The following is a 13,603-nucleotide window of genomic DNA, read 5'->3' as shown; positions in this document are numbered from 1 at the left end:
GCACCTGCCCGGCACCCACCCCAAACCGCCAGGGACGACCGGCGGCCCGCCTCGCGCAGGAGGAAGAAGTTGCTGTCCGCCTTTCTCAGTGCGTTCCGTACGCCTGACCTGCGCAAGAAGCTGCTGTTCACAGTAGGCATCATCGCGATCTACCGGCTCGGCGCGACGCTGCCCAGCCCAGGCGTGTCATACGGCAACGTCCAGCAGTGCCTCGACACCATCGACGGCTCGACCGGGGTTCTGAACCTGCTCGACCTCTTCTCCGGTGGCGCACTGCTCCAGCTCTCGGTCTTCGCGCTGGGCATCATGCCCTACATCACCGCGTCGATCATCCTGCAGCTGCTGACGGTGGTGATCCCGCGGCTCGAGCAGCTCCGTAAGGAGGGCCAGGCCGGTCAGGCGAAGATCACCCAGTACACCCGGTACCTGACACTGGGCCTGGGCGTCCTGCAGGCGTCCGCGTTCGTCGCGCTGGCCCGCTCCGGACAGCTCTTCAACAACCAGTGCGACCAGTTCCCGATCATCCCTGAGGGCACCGGCATCCCGGACTGGCTGACGCTGTCCATGCTGGTGATGACGATGACCGCCGGTACCGGCGTGGTCATGTGGCTGGGCGAGCTGATCACCGACCGCGGCGTCGGCAACGGCATGTCGGTGCTGATCTTCACCTCGATCGCCGCCCGCCTCCCCAGCGAGGGCTGGCGCATCAAGGAGAGCCAGGGCTGGGCCAAGTTCTTCCTCGTCATCGCCCTGGTCCTGGTGGTCATCACCGCGGTCACGTTCATCGAGCAGGCCCAGCGCCGGATCCCGGTGCAGTACGCCAAGCGGATGATCGGCCGGCGGATGTACGGCGGCACGTCGACCTACATCCCGCTGAAGGTCAACCAGGCGGGTGTCATCCCGGTCATCTTCGGTTCGTCGCTGCTCTACCTGCCCCAGTTGGCGCTGCAGTTCTTCGACCAGAACGACCCGGGTCAGACGCAGGCGTGGATCCAGAACAACCTGGTCGACCCGACCAGCCCGATCTACATCGCGGTCTACTTCCTGCTGATCATCTTCTTCACGTACTTCTACGTCTCGATCACGTTCAACCCGACCGAGGTCGCGGACAACATGAAGAAGTACGGCGGCTTCGTGCCGGGCATCCGCCCCGGCAAGCCGACCGCCGACTACCTGGACTTCATCCTCAGCCGGATCACGCTGCCGGGGGCGCTGTACCTCGCGATCATCTCGATCCTGCCGAACTTCTTCTTCATCTGGCTGGACCGGCAGCAGTACCTCAACTTCCCGTTCGGCGGTACCGCTGTGCTGATCATGGTCGGTGTGGCTCTCGAAACCAGCAAGCAGATCGAGAGCCAACTGATGCAGCGGAACTACGAAGGGTTCCTGCGGTAGATGAGACTGGTTCTGGTTGGCCCGCCCGGCGCGGGTAAGGGAACGCAGGCGGAGTTCATCGCTGCGCACGTCTCCGTGCCGAAGATCTCGACCGGTGACATCTTCCGTGCCAACGTGTCGCAGGGCACCCCGCTCGGGGTCGAGGCCAAGCGCTACATGGACGCCGGCAAGTTGGTCCCGGACGAGGTCACCATCAACATGGTGCGGGACCGGCTCGCCGAGCCGGACGCCTCCGAGGGCTTCCTGCTCGACGGGTTCCCGCGGACCACTCCGCAGGCCGCCGCGCTGGACAAGCTCCTCGCCGACCTCGGCACCGCGCTGGACGTCGTACTGGAGCTGGTGGTCGACGACGACGAGGTGATCCGGCGGCTCTCCGGCCGGCGCACCTGCCGGGGCTGCGGCAAGATCTGGCACGTCGAGTTCGACCCGACCAGTCGGGACGGCATCTGCGACCGCTGCGGTGCCGAGCTGTTCCAGCGCGACGACGACAAGCCGGAGACCATCGCCGCCCGCCTGCGCGAGTACGCGGAGAAGACCGCGCCGCTGGTGGACTACTACGGCGCCCAGGGCAAGCTGGTCGGGATCGACGCCACCGGGCCGGTGGAGGACGTCACGGTCCGCGCGATCGACGCCCTGCGGTCCTACGGCGGCTGAGCTCGGCGTCATCGCCGGCCGGATAGAGTGCGAACAGCGGGGTACGCCCGGCGTGCCCCGCTGGTTCGGCAACGAAAGGTAGCGCCCCGATGCGTCGTCCCCAGCTGGACATCCAGCTGAAGACCCCCGAGCAGATCGAGAAGATGCGTGCCGCCGGGCTGGTGGTCGCCGAGGCGTTACGCCGGATGCGCGAGGCGGTGGCCCCCGGGGTCAGCACCGCCGACCTGGACGCGATCGCCGAGTCGACCATCCGCGAGGCCGGCGCGACTCCGTCGTTCAAGGGTTACCACGGCTTCCCGGCGTCGATCTGCTCCTCGGTCAACGAGCAGATCGTGCACGCGATCCCGTCGCCGGACCAGGTCCTCGCCGAGGGCGACCTGATCTCGATCGACTGCGGTGCGGTGCTCGATGGCTGGCACGGCGACGCGGCCATCACCGTCGGGGTGGGCGAGGTCGACCCGGCCCTGCTGCGGATGGCGACGGTGGCCGAGGACGCGATGTGGGCCGGTATCGCCGCCGCCGCCCGGGGTGCGGCCAGCGGCAAGGGCCGGCTGACCGACATCTCCCACGCGGTGGAGAACGCGGTGCGCAAGGGCGGCCGGTACGGCATCGTCGACGGCTACGGCGGCCACGGCATCGGCACCGAGATGCACCAGGACCCGCACGTGCTCAACCACGGGCGGCCGGGCAAGGGGCCGCGGCTGGTGCAGGGCATGGCGCTGGCCATCGAGCCCATGATCACGATGGGGTCGCCGCGTACCGCCGAACTGGCCGACGGCTGGACCGTGGTCACCCGCGACGGGTCGCGTGCGGCACACGTCGAGCACACCATGGCTCTGTTGCCGGACGGGGTCTGGGTGCTGACCGCCCAGGACGGCGGTCGAGCCCGCCTCGGTGAGCTGGTCACCGCCCGCCAGCCCGCCGCCTCGTCGGCCGGCTGAGTCGCCGAATCCCGGCATCCGGCCGACCGGCCGTTCGCATCCCAGGCGCTCGGCGCGGAGCCGTCGTGGCGGCGGCTCGGCAGCATCCGGCCACGAGGCATGTGACGTTCGACACGAGCGGCTCGTCGCGCTCACTGTCGGTGACCAGAACCGGGGCGAGCCGGTCGGTGTCGGCATGACGGTGGGGCAGGCCGCACGGCGTCGGTTAGTCGGGCTGGCGGCACGATGGCATGCTTGCCGACATGGACGGGCAGGACGGGATGCGGGCAGCGAACTCCGACCGGCAGGCCGTCGCCGAACGGCTCCGGGAGGCACTCGACGAGGGCCGGCTCGACCTGCACGAGTACGACGACCGGCTACAGCGGGCCTATGCGGCCCGGACGTACGCGGAACTCGACGCACTGGTGGGCGACCTGCCCGGGGCGGTGCCGGCCCGGCAGGAGGCCGACGCGCCGGTGTTGCCCGACGGCGGGCGGGGCGTGACCGCCCGTTGGCTCGTCGACGTCTGGGAGCCCTGGCTCAAGGCCGTCGGGATCGTCATCGCGATCTGGGCGGTCACCTCGTTCGCCGCCCGCGACCTGGTGTACTTCTGGCCCATCTGGGTGGCCGGGCCGTGGGGCGCGGTGCAGGTGGTGCGTACCGTCACCGGGCTGAGTACCGGCGAGCCGCAGCGCTGGGCGGCGCAGCAGGAACGCCGTCGGCAGCGGAAGGCGGAGAAGAAGGCCCGCAAGCGGGAGCGTGCCGCGCTCGCCGCCGAGCAGCCCGACGCGATCACCGCCACGGCGGCCGACGCGCCGTCGTCGCCGGGGCAGCCCTCGGCGTCGGCTGGCGGGCCCGTCACGCCGGCGGGGGCGGACCGGGCGGAGCGTGACGCGGCGGGCTGAACGCCGGCTTTGTCCACCCCGTCGGCGTACTCGGGCCGGTCGGTTTGGCGACGGCGTGCAGGCGGGCGTACACTTTCTGATCGGCGCACAGCGTCCACTCCGCCATGCCCACCAGCGCTTCGGTGGGACGCGGAGCCGCGGCTGGCGCGGGAAATCTGATCTTGATCAGTCACCCGTGTAAGACGTTGTGGGCCGTCCGGAGTAGTCGACGTCAGGACAGCGGAGGACATGCCGAAAAAAGACGGAGCCATCGAGATCGAAGGTCGGGTCATCGAGCCCCTGCCGAACGCCATGTTCCGGGTGGAGCTCGCCAACGGCCACAAGGTCCTGGCTCACATCAGCGGCAAGATGCGGCAGCACTACATCCGCATCCTGCCGGAGGACCGGGTCGTCGTCGAACTCTCGCCGTACGACCTGACTCGCGGGCGCATCGTCTACCGCTACAAGTAAGCCTGACGGCGGCCCGGAATCGTCCCGTGTCCGTCTTCGACGTCCGGTGTCGCGCCTCGTGGCGCCGGGCCAGATGGGAAGTAAGGCAACCGTGAAGGTCAAGCCGAGCGTCAAGAGGATCTGCAACAAGTGCCGGGTTATCCGCCGGCACGGCCGGGTCATGGTGATCTGCACCGACCCGCGCCACAAGCAGCGCCAGGGCTGAACCCAGCCCACACATCACACATGCTCGTCCCAGCCGCGAGCGGTGCGCAGCGCGTACTTTCTCGTGGTTGACCCCCGGTCGGAGGCCGGGGCCCGCTCGGGCAGCGACCATCCCGGTCGCCGGCGCACGTCGCGCCGGAAGGACGGGACGGCCGCGTAGCGGGGTGGGACGGGACCACACCTCCGGCAGAAGACCACAAGGAGTACGCCCGCAGATGGCACGTCTAGTCGGCGTGGATCTCCCCCGCGAGAAGCGGCTGGAGATTGCGCTCACCTACATCTTCGGCGTGGGTCGTACCCGCGCTCTGGAGACGCTCGCCGCCACCGGCATCTCGCCGGACAAGCGCGCCCGGGACCTCACGGACGAGGAGCTGGTCCAGCTCCGTGACCACATCGAGGCCAACTACAAGGTAGAAGGCGACCTGCGCCGCGAGGTCGCCGCTGACATCCGTCGCAAGGTCGAGATCGGCTGCTACGCGGGTATCCGGCACCGCCGGGGACTGCCCGTCCGTGGCCAGCGGACGCGTACGAACGCGCGTACCCGCAAGGGCCCGAAGCGGACGGTCGCCGGCAAGAAGAAGCCCGGCAAGAAGTAGTAGTTCCTCAACCGGAATTCTGGTCGTTCTCCGTCGAGGTAGGCCGGGCTCCCACCGGAACCGGTGTCTATCTGATCAACGGGGCGAAAAGCCAGAACCGATCGAGAACCAAAAACAGGAGCGCACAGACTTATGCCACCGAAGGCTCGTGCCGGAGCCGCTGTCAAGAAGGTCCGGCGCAAGGAACGCAAGAACGTCGCCCACGGGCAGGCGCATATCAAGAGCACCTTCAACAACACCATCGTGTCCATCACGGACCCGACCGGTGCCGTCATCTCGTGGGCCTCCGCCGGCCAGGTCGGCTTCAAGGGCTCGCGCAAGTCGACTCCGTTCGCCGCGCAGCTGGCCGCCGAGGCCGCCGCGCGTCGGGCCATGGAGCACGGCATGCGCAAGGTCGACGTGTTCGTCAAGGGTCCCGGCTCCGGCCGGGAGACCGCCATCCGTTCGCTGCAGGCGGTGGGTCTGGAGGTCGGGCAGATCTCCGACGTCACCCCGCAGCCGCACAACGGGTGCCGTCCGCCGAAGCGTCGTCGGGTCTGAGAGGTTAGAGAGAGATGGCTCGTTACACCGGTGCTGACTGCCGCCGTTGCCGGCGGGAGAAGATGAAGCTGTTCCTCAAGGGCAGCAAGTGCGATGGTCCGAAGTGCCCGTTCGAGTCCCGGCCGTTCCCGCCCGGGCAGCACGGCCGCGGTCGGACCAAGGAGACGGAGTACCTGCTCCAGCTCCGTGAGAAGCAGAAGGCCCGCCGGGTCTACGGCGTGCTGGAGAAGCAGTTCCGCGGTTACTACGAGGAGGCCGTGGCCAAGCAGGCCAAGACCGGTGAGGTCCTCCTGCAGATCCTCGAGTCGCGGCTGGACAACGTGGTCTACCGGGCCGGCTACGCCAAGTCCCGGGACATGGCCCGCCAGCTGGTCAAGCACGGCCACTTCATGGTGAACGGCAAGAAGGTCGACATCCCGTCGTACCGCGTCAAGGAGCACGACATCATCGAGGTTCGGGTGAAGAGCAAGGAGCTCACCCCGTTCATCGTGGCGCAGGCCGAGGCCGGCTCCAAGACGGTTCCGGCGTGGCTTGAGGCCATTCCGAGCCAGATGAAGGTGCTCGTGCACTCGCTCCCGGCCCGCCAGGTGATCGACACCCAGGTCCAGGAGCAGCTGATCGTCGAGCTCTACTCCAAGTAAGGGCTCGTTGCGGTGGCCCGCCCGGCGACGGGCGGGCCACCGGAACACGTTGTGTCGTGGACGTCATATAGCGGGCGTCCCGGAAGAGAAGAGAAAACATGCTCATCAGCCAGCGACCGTCTCTCTCCGAAGAGTCGATCAACGAGACCCGGTCCCGGTTCACCATCGAGCCGCTGGAGCCGGGCTTCGGCTACACCCTGGGCAACTCGCTGCGGCGTACGCTGCTCTCCTCCATCCCCGGTGCGGCGGTCACCTCGATCAAGATCGACGGTGTCCTGCACGAGTTCACCACGATCCCCGGGGTCAAGGAGGACGTGGTCGAGCTCGTCATGAACATCAAGGAGCTCTGCGTCAGCTCCGAGCACGACGAGCCGGTCAGCATGTACCTGCGCAAGCAGGGCCCGGGCGACGTGACCGCCGGTGACATCCAGCCGCCGGCCGGTGTCTCGGTGCACAACCCGGACCTGAAGCTCGCCACCCTCAACGGCAAGGGCCGGCTCGACATGGAGCTGACCGTCGAGCGGGGTCGGGGCTACGTCACGGCGGCGCAGAACAAGCAGGCGGGTGCGGAGATCGGCCGGATCCCGGTCGACTCGATCTACTCGCCGGTGCTCAAGGTGACGTACCGCGTCGAGGCGACCCGTGTCGAGCAGCGGACCGACTTCGACCGGCTGATCATCGACGTCGAGACCAAGCCGTCGATGGGCCCGCGTACCGCGCTGGCCTCGGCCGGTTCGACGCTGGTGGAGCTCTTCGGGCTGGCCCGGGAGCTGGACGAGACGGCGGAGGGCATCGACATCGGCCCGTCGCCGCAGGACGCGCAGCTGGCGGCGGACCTGGCCCTGCCGATCGAGGAGCTGGACCTGACCGTCCGCTCCTACAACTGCCTCAAGCGCGAGGGCATCAACTCCGTTGGTGAGCTCATCGGGCGTACCGAGGCCGACCTCCTCGACATCCGCAACTTCGGCCAGAAGTCGATCGACGAGGTCAAGATGAAGCTCGCCGGAATGGGTCTGGGGCTGAAGGACTCGGCTCCGAACTTCGACCCGGCGCATGTCGTGGACACCTTCGGCGAGGCCGACTACGACACCGACGACTACCGCGAGACCGAGCAGCTCTAGTCCGCGCTGCCGCCACACCTGAGGAGCACCAAGCATGCCCACGCCCACCAAGGGCCCCCGCCTCGGCGGCAGCCCCGCGCACGAGCGGCTGATGCTGGCCAACCTGGCCACCTCGCTGTTCCAGCACGGCAAGATCAAGACCACCGAGACCAAGGCCCGGCGGCTGCGTCCGCTCGCCGAGCAGCTGATCACCAAGGCCAAGCGGGGCGACCTCGCGTCGCGTCGGCGGGTGCTGACCGTGGTCAAGGACAAGGACGTGGTCTACGCCCTGTTCGACCAGATCGCGCCGCGGTACGCCAACCGCAACGGTGGCTACACCCGGATCGTGAAGACCGGTCCGCGCAAGGGCGACGCCGCGCCGATGGCGATCATCGAGCTGGTCGAGGAGCTTCAGGTCGCCGAGCCGAAGGTGAACCAGAAGACCGCCGCCCGCAAGGCCGCGCAGCAGGACAAGGTCGAGGCGCTGGCCCCGGCCGACGAGGCCCCGGAGAACCGGTCGGCCGACCAGGACGCCGAGCCGCCGGTGTCGGCGTCCGGTGACACCGCCGCTGCCCGCGAGGACAGCGACCTGGCCACCGAGGAAGGCAAGGCCTGATTCAGGCCGTCGTCGGGCCCGGCATCCCCTCGGGGGTGCCGGGCCCGACCCGTCGAGGAGGTACGACGTGGAGGAGCGCACCCGGCTGCGGCTGGAGGTCGCGTACGACGGGACCGGCTTCTCGGGGTGGGCCGCCCAGCCGGAGCGGCGCACGGTCGCCGGTGTGCTGGTCGAGGCGTTGGACCTGGTGCTCGGGGCCGGTGTCGCGGCCGGGCTGACGGTTGCCGGGCGCACCGACGCCGGGGTGCACGCCACCGGGCAGGTCTGCCACGTCGACCTGCCCGACGAGGTGTGGCGGGTACAGGAGAGCCGTCTGCTGCGTCGGCTGGCCCGGCTGCTGCCGGGCGACGTCCGGGTACGGGCGATGAGTGTGGTGCCGGACAGCTTCGACGCCCGCTTCTCGGCGACCTTCCGGCGCTACGAGTACCGGGTCACCGACGCGCCCTGGGGCGCCGAGCCGCTGCGCCGGCACGAGATCCTGGGCTGGCCGCGTGCGCTCGACGTCGACCGGCTCGCCGCCACGGCGGCCGGGCTGGTGGGGGAGCACGACTTCGCCGCGTACTGCCGGCGGAAGGAGAACGCCACCACGCTGCGGGAGGTGACCCGGCTGGACTGGCGGCGCGAGGCCGACGGCGTCCTGGTCGCCACCGTGCAGGCCGACGCGTTCTGCCAGGCGATGGTGCGCAGCCTGGTCGGCGCGATGCTGGTCGCCGGGGACGGGCGCCGGCCGGTCGAGTGGCCGGCCGGCCTGTTGACCCGGCGGGAGCGGTCCAGCGAGGTCACGGTGGCACCGGCGCACGGACTGACCCTGGTGGCGGTCGGCTATCCCGACGATCCAGCCGATTACGCCCGCCGGGCCGAGGCCACCCGTCGGCTGCGGGTGCCGGCGGAGACCTGAGCCGTGGTGGCCTGAGCCGCCTCCTCAGTTCCCGGTGTCAGGGTCCTGGTCGCCGGTGTCGTCGGTGGGCGTCGGGTCGGGCTGGGTGGCCGTACCGCCGGCCGCCCGCCGTTCCAGCACGTCGCGGTTGAGGTGCATCTCCAGCATGTCGAAGAGGATCTCGCGGACCGTGGTGTCGGCGGAACGGACCACCGCCCCGTCCGTGCGGGTCACCACCGCGTAGGCGAGGTAGTGGCCGCGTACCTGCCAGCCGACGCGGGCGGGCGCGGAGGTGACGACGTCGGTCCCGTCGCCGGCCGACATGCCCCGGAACCGGCCCTGCCGCGCGTCGAGCGCCTGCCGGATGCGGTCCCTGGCACGTTCGGCGCTGCTCCGGTCCGTCAGGTTGAACAGCCCGGTGGTGACCAGGTGCTCGCCGTCGGGCGTGCGCAGCGTGGCCCGGACCACCTGGTTGCAGCCGAGCAGGGTCAGCGACTCGGCGACCTCGCCGGTGGCCGCGACCGCGCAGCTCGCGCTGGACTGGGTCCGCAGCACCTCGTAGCCGGCGGTGCTGCCGTCGATCGTCAGGGTGCTGGCCGGGAAGACCTCGCGGGCGGTCAGCGGCGCGGAGTCGGTGTCCCGGGAGTCCAGGTCGCTGGCGGCGTCCTCGGTGTCCTGGGTGTTCTGCGGCTCGGAGGTGGGTGCCGCCTGCTGGCCGATGAGCTGCCCACCGTCCATCAGGGCGCCGGCGGTGAGGCCGCAGAGCCCGAGCAGGACGAGTGCGGCGGCACCGCCGATCAGCACCTGCCAGGTGCGGTTGCCGCCGGTGCGGGGCGACGGCGCACTCACCGGTGTGGACGGTGGGGCGGCGGCCGAGGTCGGCTCGTACCCGGTGAGGGAGGTCTGCGCCGGTGCGGCGGTGCTCGACGCGTACACACCGGAGGGCAGGACCAGGTCGGTCTCCGGCGGGTAGGGCGCCGGTGGGTCGATCGGCTCCGGTGGCGTGACCATCTCGGGCGGGGGCGGCGGATCCGTGGCGGAGCCCGCTGTCGCCGAGGGCAGCAGGATCTGGTTGGGGCGCGTCAGCGACGGTGTGGGAAAGCGCGACGGGGAGGGGCCGCCCGGGCGGCGGTCGTCGCCGGCCGGGACCACCTCCGCGTCGTCGTCGCCGTACTGGAGGTATGCGTCCTCATCAGAGTCGTACCGGTACATGGTGACCAGAGTAAGGATTTTTACCCCATTAGTGGGCATTTTGCCGGATGTGCTGGAGGCACTGCCCACTCCCGTCGGTCCGGCCCGTTCCGGCTCGGTGCGAGAATGGCCGGCGTGACCGGGGACCACTACTTCACCGCCGAACCGAGCACGCCCGGCCAGGCGCGCGAGGTGCAGTTCAGCGTCGCCGGCCGCGACTACGCCCTGGCGTCGGCGGGCGGGGTGTTCTCCGCCACCCGGCTGGACCCCGGCACCGCCGTGCTGCTGCGCAAGGCCCAACTGCCGACCCCGGCGGCCGTCGGACCGCTGCTGGACCTCGGCTCCGGGTTCGGGCCGATCGCCTGCGTCCTGGCCAGCGTCGCACCGCAGGCGACCGTCTGGGCGGTGGACGTCAACGAGCGGGCCCGGGAGCTGACCGCCGGGAACGCGCAACGGCTCGGTGTCGCGGATCGGCTGCGGGTGGCCACCCCCGAGGAGGTGCCGGCAGACCTCCACTTCGCGGAGATCTGGTCCAACCCGCCGATCCGGATCGGCAAGGAGGATCTGCACCAGTTGCTCGGCCGTTGGTTGCCGCGACTGGCCCCGGACGGGGTGGCCTGGCTCGTGGTGGCCCGCCACCTCGGCGGCGACTCGCTGCAACGCTGGCTGGTCGAGCAGGGCTGGCGGGTCGAGCGGCACGCCAGTCAGAAGGGCTTCCGGGTGCTTCGCGTCACCCGCTGACCGCCGGGACACGACTAATCGGTTGGCCGCCCGGCCCGGCTCCGGCAGGATGCCGGCGTGGGATACGTCGACGTGGCAGCGGCCGGACACGTACTACCGGACGGTCGTGAACTCTTCACCGACGTGTCGTTCCGGGTCGGTGAGGGTGCCAAGGTGGCGCTGGTCGGGCCGAACGGCGCCGGCAAGACCACTCTGCTGCGGATGGTCGCCGGTGACCTGCCGGTCCACACCGGCACCATCGCGCGGGCCGGTGGACTGGGAGTGATGCGCCAGTTCATCGGCATGATCGGCGACGACTCGACGCTTGCCGACCTGGCCCTGTCCCTGGCCCCGCCGCCCCTGCGCGACGCGGGACACCGGCTGACCGAGACCGAGGCCGCCATGCGCGCGGCCGAGCTGCGCGGCAAGTACAGCACCGCCGCCGGCAAGGCCCAGCTCGCGTACGCGGACGCGCTGGCCGCCTGGGGCGAGACCGGTGGGTACGACGCCGAGGTGCTCTTCGACACCGTCGCCACCATCGTGCTCGACCTGCCCTGGGAGACCGCCCGGCAGCGTCCGGTCCGCACCCTCTCCGGTGGACAGCAGAAGCGTTTCGCGCTCGAACTGCTGCTGCGAGGCCCGGAGGAGGTGCTGCTGCTCGACGAGCCGGACAACTTCCTCGACGTGCCCGGCAAGCGCTGGCTGGAGGCGCGGCTGCGGGAGTCCACCAAGTCGGTGCTCTACGTCTCGCACGACCGCGAACTGTTGGCGCACACCGCCGACCGGGTGGTCGCGGTGGAGGGCGGCAGCGCCTGGGTGCACCCGGGCGGTTTCGCCAGTTGGCACGAGGCCCGGGTGGCCCGCCACGCCCGCCTCGACGAACTGCGCAAACGGTGGGACGAGGAGCACCACAAGCTGCGCGAGCAGATGCTGATGTACAAGCAGAAGGCGGCGTACAACTCGGACATGGCCTCCCGGTACCAGTCGGCGCAGACCCGGTTGCGCAAGTTCGAGGAGGCCGGGCCGCCGCCCGTACCGCCGAAGGACCAGGACATCCGGATGCGGCTGGCCGGTGGCCGGACCGGCAAGCGGGCGCTCGTCTGCGAACAGCTCGAGATCGACGGCCTGACCTACCCGTTCGACCTGGAGGTCTGGTATGGCGACCGGGTGGCGGTGCTGGGCGCCAACGGCACCGGCAAGTCCCACTTCCTTCGGCTGCTCGCCCGAGGGGGCACCGACCCGGACCCGGCCAACGGCCCAGTCGACGGTGCGGCGGCGCTCGCGCCGGTGGCGCACGACGGGACGGCCCGGCTCGGCGCGCGGGTGCGTCCCGGGCACTTCTCGCAGACCCACGACCGGCCGGAGCTGATGGCGAAGACGCTGGCCGAGATCCTGTGGCGGGGCGACGAGCACCGCGCCGGCATGGACCGGCACGCGGCCATGGCCGCGCTCAGCCGGTACGAGCTCGCCGGGCAGGGCGACCAGCGCTTCGGCACGCTCTCCGGCGGCCAGCAGGCCCGTTTCCTGGTGCTGCTGCTGGAGTTGTCCGGGGCGACCCTGCTGCTGCTCGACGAGCCGACGGACAACCTCGACCTGGCCTCGGCCGAGGCGTTGGAGGCCGGGCTGGCCGCGTTCTCCGGCACGGTGCTGGCGGTCACCCACGACCGCTGGTTCACCCGGACCTTCGACCGCTTCCTGCTCTTCCGTGGTGACGGTGAGGTGGTGGAGACGCCGGAGCCGGTGTGGGAGGTCGGACGATCGACATAGGGTTGATCTCGTGACTGAGATGACCTATCGCCGGTTGGGCGACTCCGGGCTCGTGGTGTCCGTCGTGGGGATCGGCTGCAACAACTTCGGCCGCAAACTCGACCTGGACGGCACCCGCGCGGTGGTCGACGCCGCCCTCGACGTCGGGATCAACTTCTTCGACACCGCCGACATCTACGGCGAGCCGCACGGCGCGTCGGAGGCTCAGCTCGGCGCGGCCCTCAAGGGCCGTCGCGACGACGTGGTGATCGGGACCAAGTTCGGCATGTCGATGGGGGGTGGCAACGGGCGGGACTTCAGCGTGCGCGGCTCGCGGCGGTACGTCATCCGGGCGGTGGAGGCGTCGCTGCGCCGCCTGGACACCGACTACATCGACCTGTATCAGTTCCACGAGCCCGACCCGGGCACCCCGATCGAGGAGACGCTCACCGCCCTGGACGATCTCGTCCGTGCCGGCAAGGTGCGCTACCTGGGCAACTCGAACTTCGCGGGCTGGCAGATCGCGGACGCCGACTGGACGGCGAAGACCCGGGGGACCGCCCGCTTCGTCAGCGCCCAGAACCACTACAGCCTGCTCAACCGGGACGCCGAGATCGAGGTGCTGCCCGCCTGCGAGCGGTTCGGCCTCGGCATGCTGCCGTTCTTCCCGCTGGCCAACGGGCTGCTCACCGGCAAGTACAAGCGTGGTGAGGCCCCGCCGGCCGGTAGCCGCCTCGCCGGTGGCGGCCGGTACGCCCAGCGGCTCGCCGCCGCCGACTGGGACACCATCGAGGGCATCGAGGCGTACGCCGCCGAGCGGGGCGTGTCGATGCTGCACGTGGCGATCGGCGGGCTGGCCGCCCAGCCGGCGGTGACCTCCGTCATCGCCGGAGCCACCACGCCCGACCAGGTACGCGCCAACGCCGAGGCGGGCAACTGGCAGCCGGGTGAGGCGGACCTCACGGCGCTGCGCGCGGTGCTCGACCGGTAGGGGGCAGCGCACGCGAAGGGGCCCCGCCCGGCTGGTTGCCGGACGGGGCCCCGATCA

The 13,603-nt window shown here is 70.4% G+C and carries 16 protein-coding genes; 15 read left to right on the top strand and 1 reads right to left on the bottom strand.

Annotation, left to right across the window (positions count from 1 at the left end):
* Positions 1-69 precede the first annotated feature (69 nt).
* From secY to truA, 12 genes are all read left to right on the top strand, one after another.
* Complete coding sequence (secY, locus tag HUT12_RS28345) at positions 70-1,395, top strand: preprotein translocase subunit SecY (protein WP_131052667.1); 1,326 nt, start codon at positions 70-72, stop codon at positions 1,393-1,395.
* Positions 1,396-2,049 (top strand): adenylate kinase, encoded by a 654-nt coding sequence (locus HUT12_RS28340; protein WP_117226242.1) that lies wholly within the window; start codon positions 1,396-1,398, stop codon positions 2,047-2,049.
* An 89-nt stretch (positions 2,050-2,138) separates the two neighbouring features.
* Complete coding sequence (gene map, locus HUT12_RS28335; protein ID WP_131052666.1) at positions 2,139-2,990, top strand: type I methionyl aminopeptidase; 852 nt, start codon at positions 2,139-2,141, stop codon at positions 2,988-2,990.
* Positions 2,991-3,232: 242 nt separating this feature from the next.
* Complete coding sequence (locus HUT12_RS28330) at positions 3,233-3,874, top strand: DUF1707 domain-containing protein (protein ID WP_254876979.1); 642 nt, start codon at positions 3,233-3,235, stop codon at positions 3,872-3,874.
* A 228-nt stretch (positions 3,875-4,102) separates the two neighbouring features.
* On the top strand, positions 4,103-4,324 hold the full coding sequence (infA, locus tag HUT12_RS28325; protein WP_007073013.1) for a translation initiation factor IF-1: 222 nt from the start codon (positions 4,103-4,105) through the stop codon (positions 4,322-4,324).
* 91 nt (positions 4,325-4,415) lie between these two features.
* On the top strand, positions 4,416-4,529 hold the full coding sequence (gene rpmJ / locus HUT12_RS28320; protein ID WP_012184307.1) for a 50S ribosomal protein L36: 114 nt from the start codon (positions 4,416-4,418) through the stop codon (positions 4,527-4,529).
* A 214-nt stretch (positions 4,530-4,743) separates the two neighbouring features.
* Positions 4,744-5,124 (top strand): 30S ribosomal protein S13, encoded by a 381-nt coding sequence (rpsM, locus tag HUT12_RS28315; RefSeq protein ID WP_117226239.1) that lies wholly within the window; start codon positions 4,744-4,746, stop codon positions 5,122-5,124.
* A 132-nt stretch (positions 5,125-5,256) separates the two neighbouring features.
* Positions 5,257-5,664 carry a 30S ribosomal protein S11 gene (gene rpsK / locus HUT12_RS28310; RefSeq protein ID WP_007073011.1) on the top strand — a complete coding sequence of 136 codons (408 nt, stop codon included), beginning with the start codon at positions 5,257-5,259 and terminating at the stop codon, positions 5,662-5,664.
* 14 nt (positions 5,665-5,678) lie between these two features.
* Positions 5,679-6,305: a 30S ribosomal protein S4 gene (rpsD, locus tag HUT12_RS28305; RefSeq protein ID WP_131053088.1), complete on the top strand. Its 627-nt coding sequence runs from the start codon at positions 5,679-5,681 to the stop codon at positions 6,303-6,305.
* 98 nt (positions 6,306-6,403) lie between these two features.
* Positions 6,404-7,426 (top strand): DNA-directed RNA polymerase subunit alpha, encoded by a 1,023-nt coding sequence (locus HUT12_RS28300; RefSeq protein ID WP_074472529.1) that lies wholly within the window; start codon positions 6,404-6,406, stop codon positions 7,424-7,426.
* Positions 7,427-7,460: 34 nt separating this feature from the next.
* Positions 7,461-8,021 (top strand): 50S ribosomal protein L17, encoded by a 561-nt coding sequence (rplQ, locus tag HUT12_RS28295; protein ID WP_131053089.1) that lies wholly within the window; start codon positions 7,461-7,463, stop codon positions 8,019-8,021.
* Positions 8,022-8,088: 67 nt separating this feature from the next.
* Positions 8,089-8,919 (top strand): tRNA pseudouridine(38-40) synthase TruA, encoded by an 831-nt coding sequence (truA, locus tag HUT12_RS28290; protein WP_176095240.1) that lies wholly within the window; start codon positions 8,089-8,091, stop codon positions 8,917-8,919.
* Between the two features lie 24 nt (positions 8,920-8,943).
* Here truA and HUT12_RS28285 read toward each other — a convergent pair whose 3' ends face one another.
* Positions 8,944-10,110 carry a hypothetical protein gene (locus HUT12_RS28285; RefSeq protein WP_176095239.1) on the bottom strand — a complete coding sequence of 389 codons (1,167 nt, stop codon included), beginning with the start codon at positions 10,108-10,110 and terminating at the stop codon, positions 8,944-8,946.
* Between the two features lie 114 nt (positions 10,111-10,224).
* On the opposite strand from HUT12_RS28285, the gene HUT12_RS28280 reads away from it, so the two are divergent.
* Genes HUT12_RS28280 through HUT12_RS28270 form a run of 3 tightly spaced genes read left to right on the top strand, consistent with a single transcriptional unit; the run spans position 10,225 to position 13,546 of the window.
* Positions 10,225-10,830, top strand: a complete 606-nt coding sequence (locus HUT12_RS28280) for a class I SAM-dependent methyltransferase (RefSeq protein WP_131053092.1) — start codon at positions 10,225-10,227, stop codon at positions 10,828-10,830.
* Positions 10,831-10,887: 57 nt separating this feature from the next.
* A complete protein-coding gene (locus tag HUT12_RS28275) occupies positions 10,888-12,576 on the top strand; it encodes an ABC-F family ATP-binding cassette domain-containing protein (protein WP_176095238.1) in 1,689 nt (562 codons plus the stop codon).
* A 19-nt stretch (positions 12,577-12,595) separates the two neighbouring features.
* Positions 12,596-13,546, top strand: a complete 951-nt coding sequence (locus HUT12_RS28270; protein ID WP_131053095.1) for an aldo/keto reductase — start codon at positions 12,596-12,598, stop codon at positions 13,544-13,546.
* The last annotated feature ends 57 nt before the right edge of the window (positions 13,547-13,603 follow it).

It is taken from the genome of Verrucosispora sp. NA02020 (assembly GCF_013364215.1).
Classification (GTDB): Bacteria; Actinomycetota; Actinomycetes; order Mycobacteriales; family Micromonosporaceae; genus Micromonospora.
This window is presented reverse-complemented; position numbering and strand designations above follow the sequence as displayed.

Excerpts from the sequence above, each read along its gene's own strand:
- rplQ (WP_131053089.1), top strand. The coding sequence starts at position 7,461 with ATGCCCACGCCCACCAAGGGCCCCCGCCTCGGCGGCAGCCCCGCGCAC.
- HUT12_RS28285 (WP_176095239.1), bottom strand. The coding sequence starts at position 10,110 with ATGTACCGGTACGACTCTGATGAGGACGCATACCTCCAGTACGGCGAC.
- HUT12_RS28330 (WP_254876979.1), top strand. The coding sequence starts at position 3,233 with ATGGACGGGCAGGACGGGATGCGGGCAGCGAACTCCGACCGGCAGGCC.
- HUT12_RS28300 (WP_074472529.1), top strand. The coding sequence starts at position 6,404 with ATGCTCATCAGCCAGCGACCGTCTCTCTCCGAAGAGTCGATCAACGAG.
- rpsD (WP_131053088.1), top strand. The coding sequence starts at position 5,679 with ATGGCTCGTTACACCGGTGCTGACTGCCGCCGTTGCCGGCGGGAGAAG.
- map (WP_131052666.1), top strand. The coding sequence starts at position 2,139 with ATGCGTCGTCCCCAGCTGGACATCCAGCTGAAGACCCCCGAGCAGATC.
- rpsM (WP_117226239.1), top strand. The coding sequence starts at position 4,744 with ATGGCACGTCTAGTCGGCGTGGATCTCCCCCGCGAGAAGCGGCTGGAG.
- HUT12_RS28340 (WP_117226242.1), top strand. The coding sequence starts at position 1,396 with ATGAGACTGGTTCTGGTTGGCCCGCCCGGCGCGGGTAAGGGAACGCAG.
- infA (WP_007073013.1), top strand. The coding sequence starts at position 4,103 with ATGCCGAAAAAAGACGGAGCCATCGAGATCGAAGGTCGGGTCATCGAG.
- HUT12_RS28270 (WP_131053095.1), top strand. The coding sequence starts at position 12,596 with ATGACCTATCGCCGGTTGGGCGACTCCGGGCTCGTGGTGTCCGTCGTG.
- rpsK (WP_007073011.1), top strand. The coding sequence starts at position 5,257 with ATGCCACCGAAGGCTCGTGCCGGAGCCGCTGTCAAGAAGGTCCGGCGC.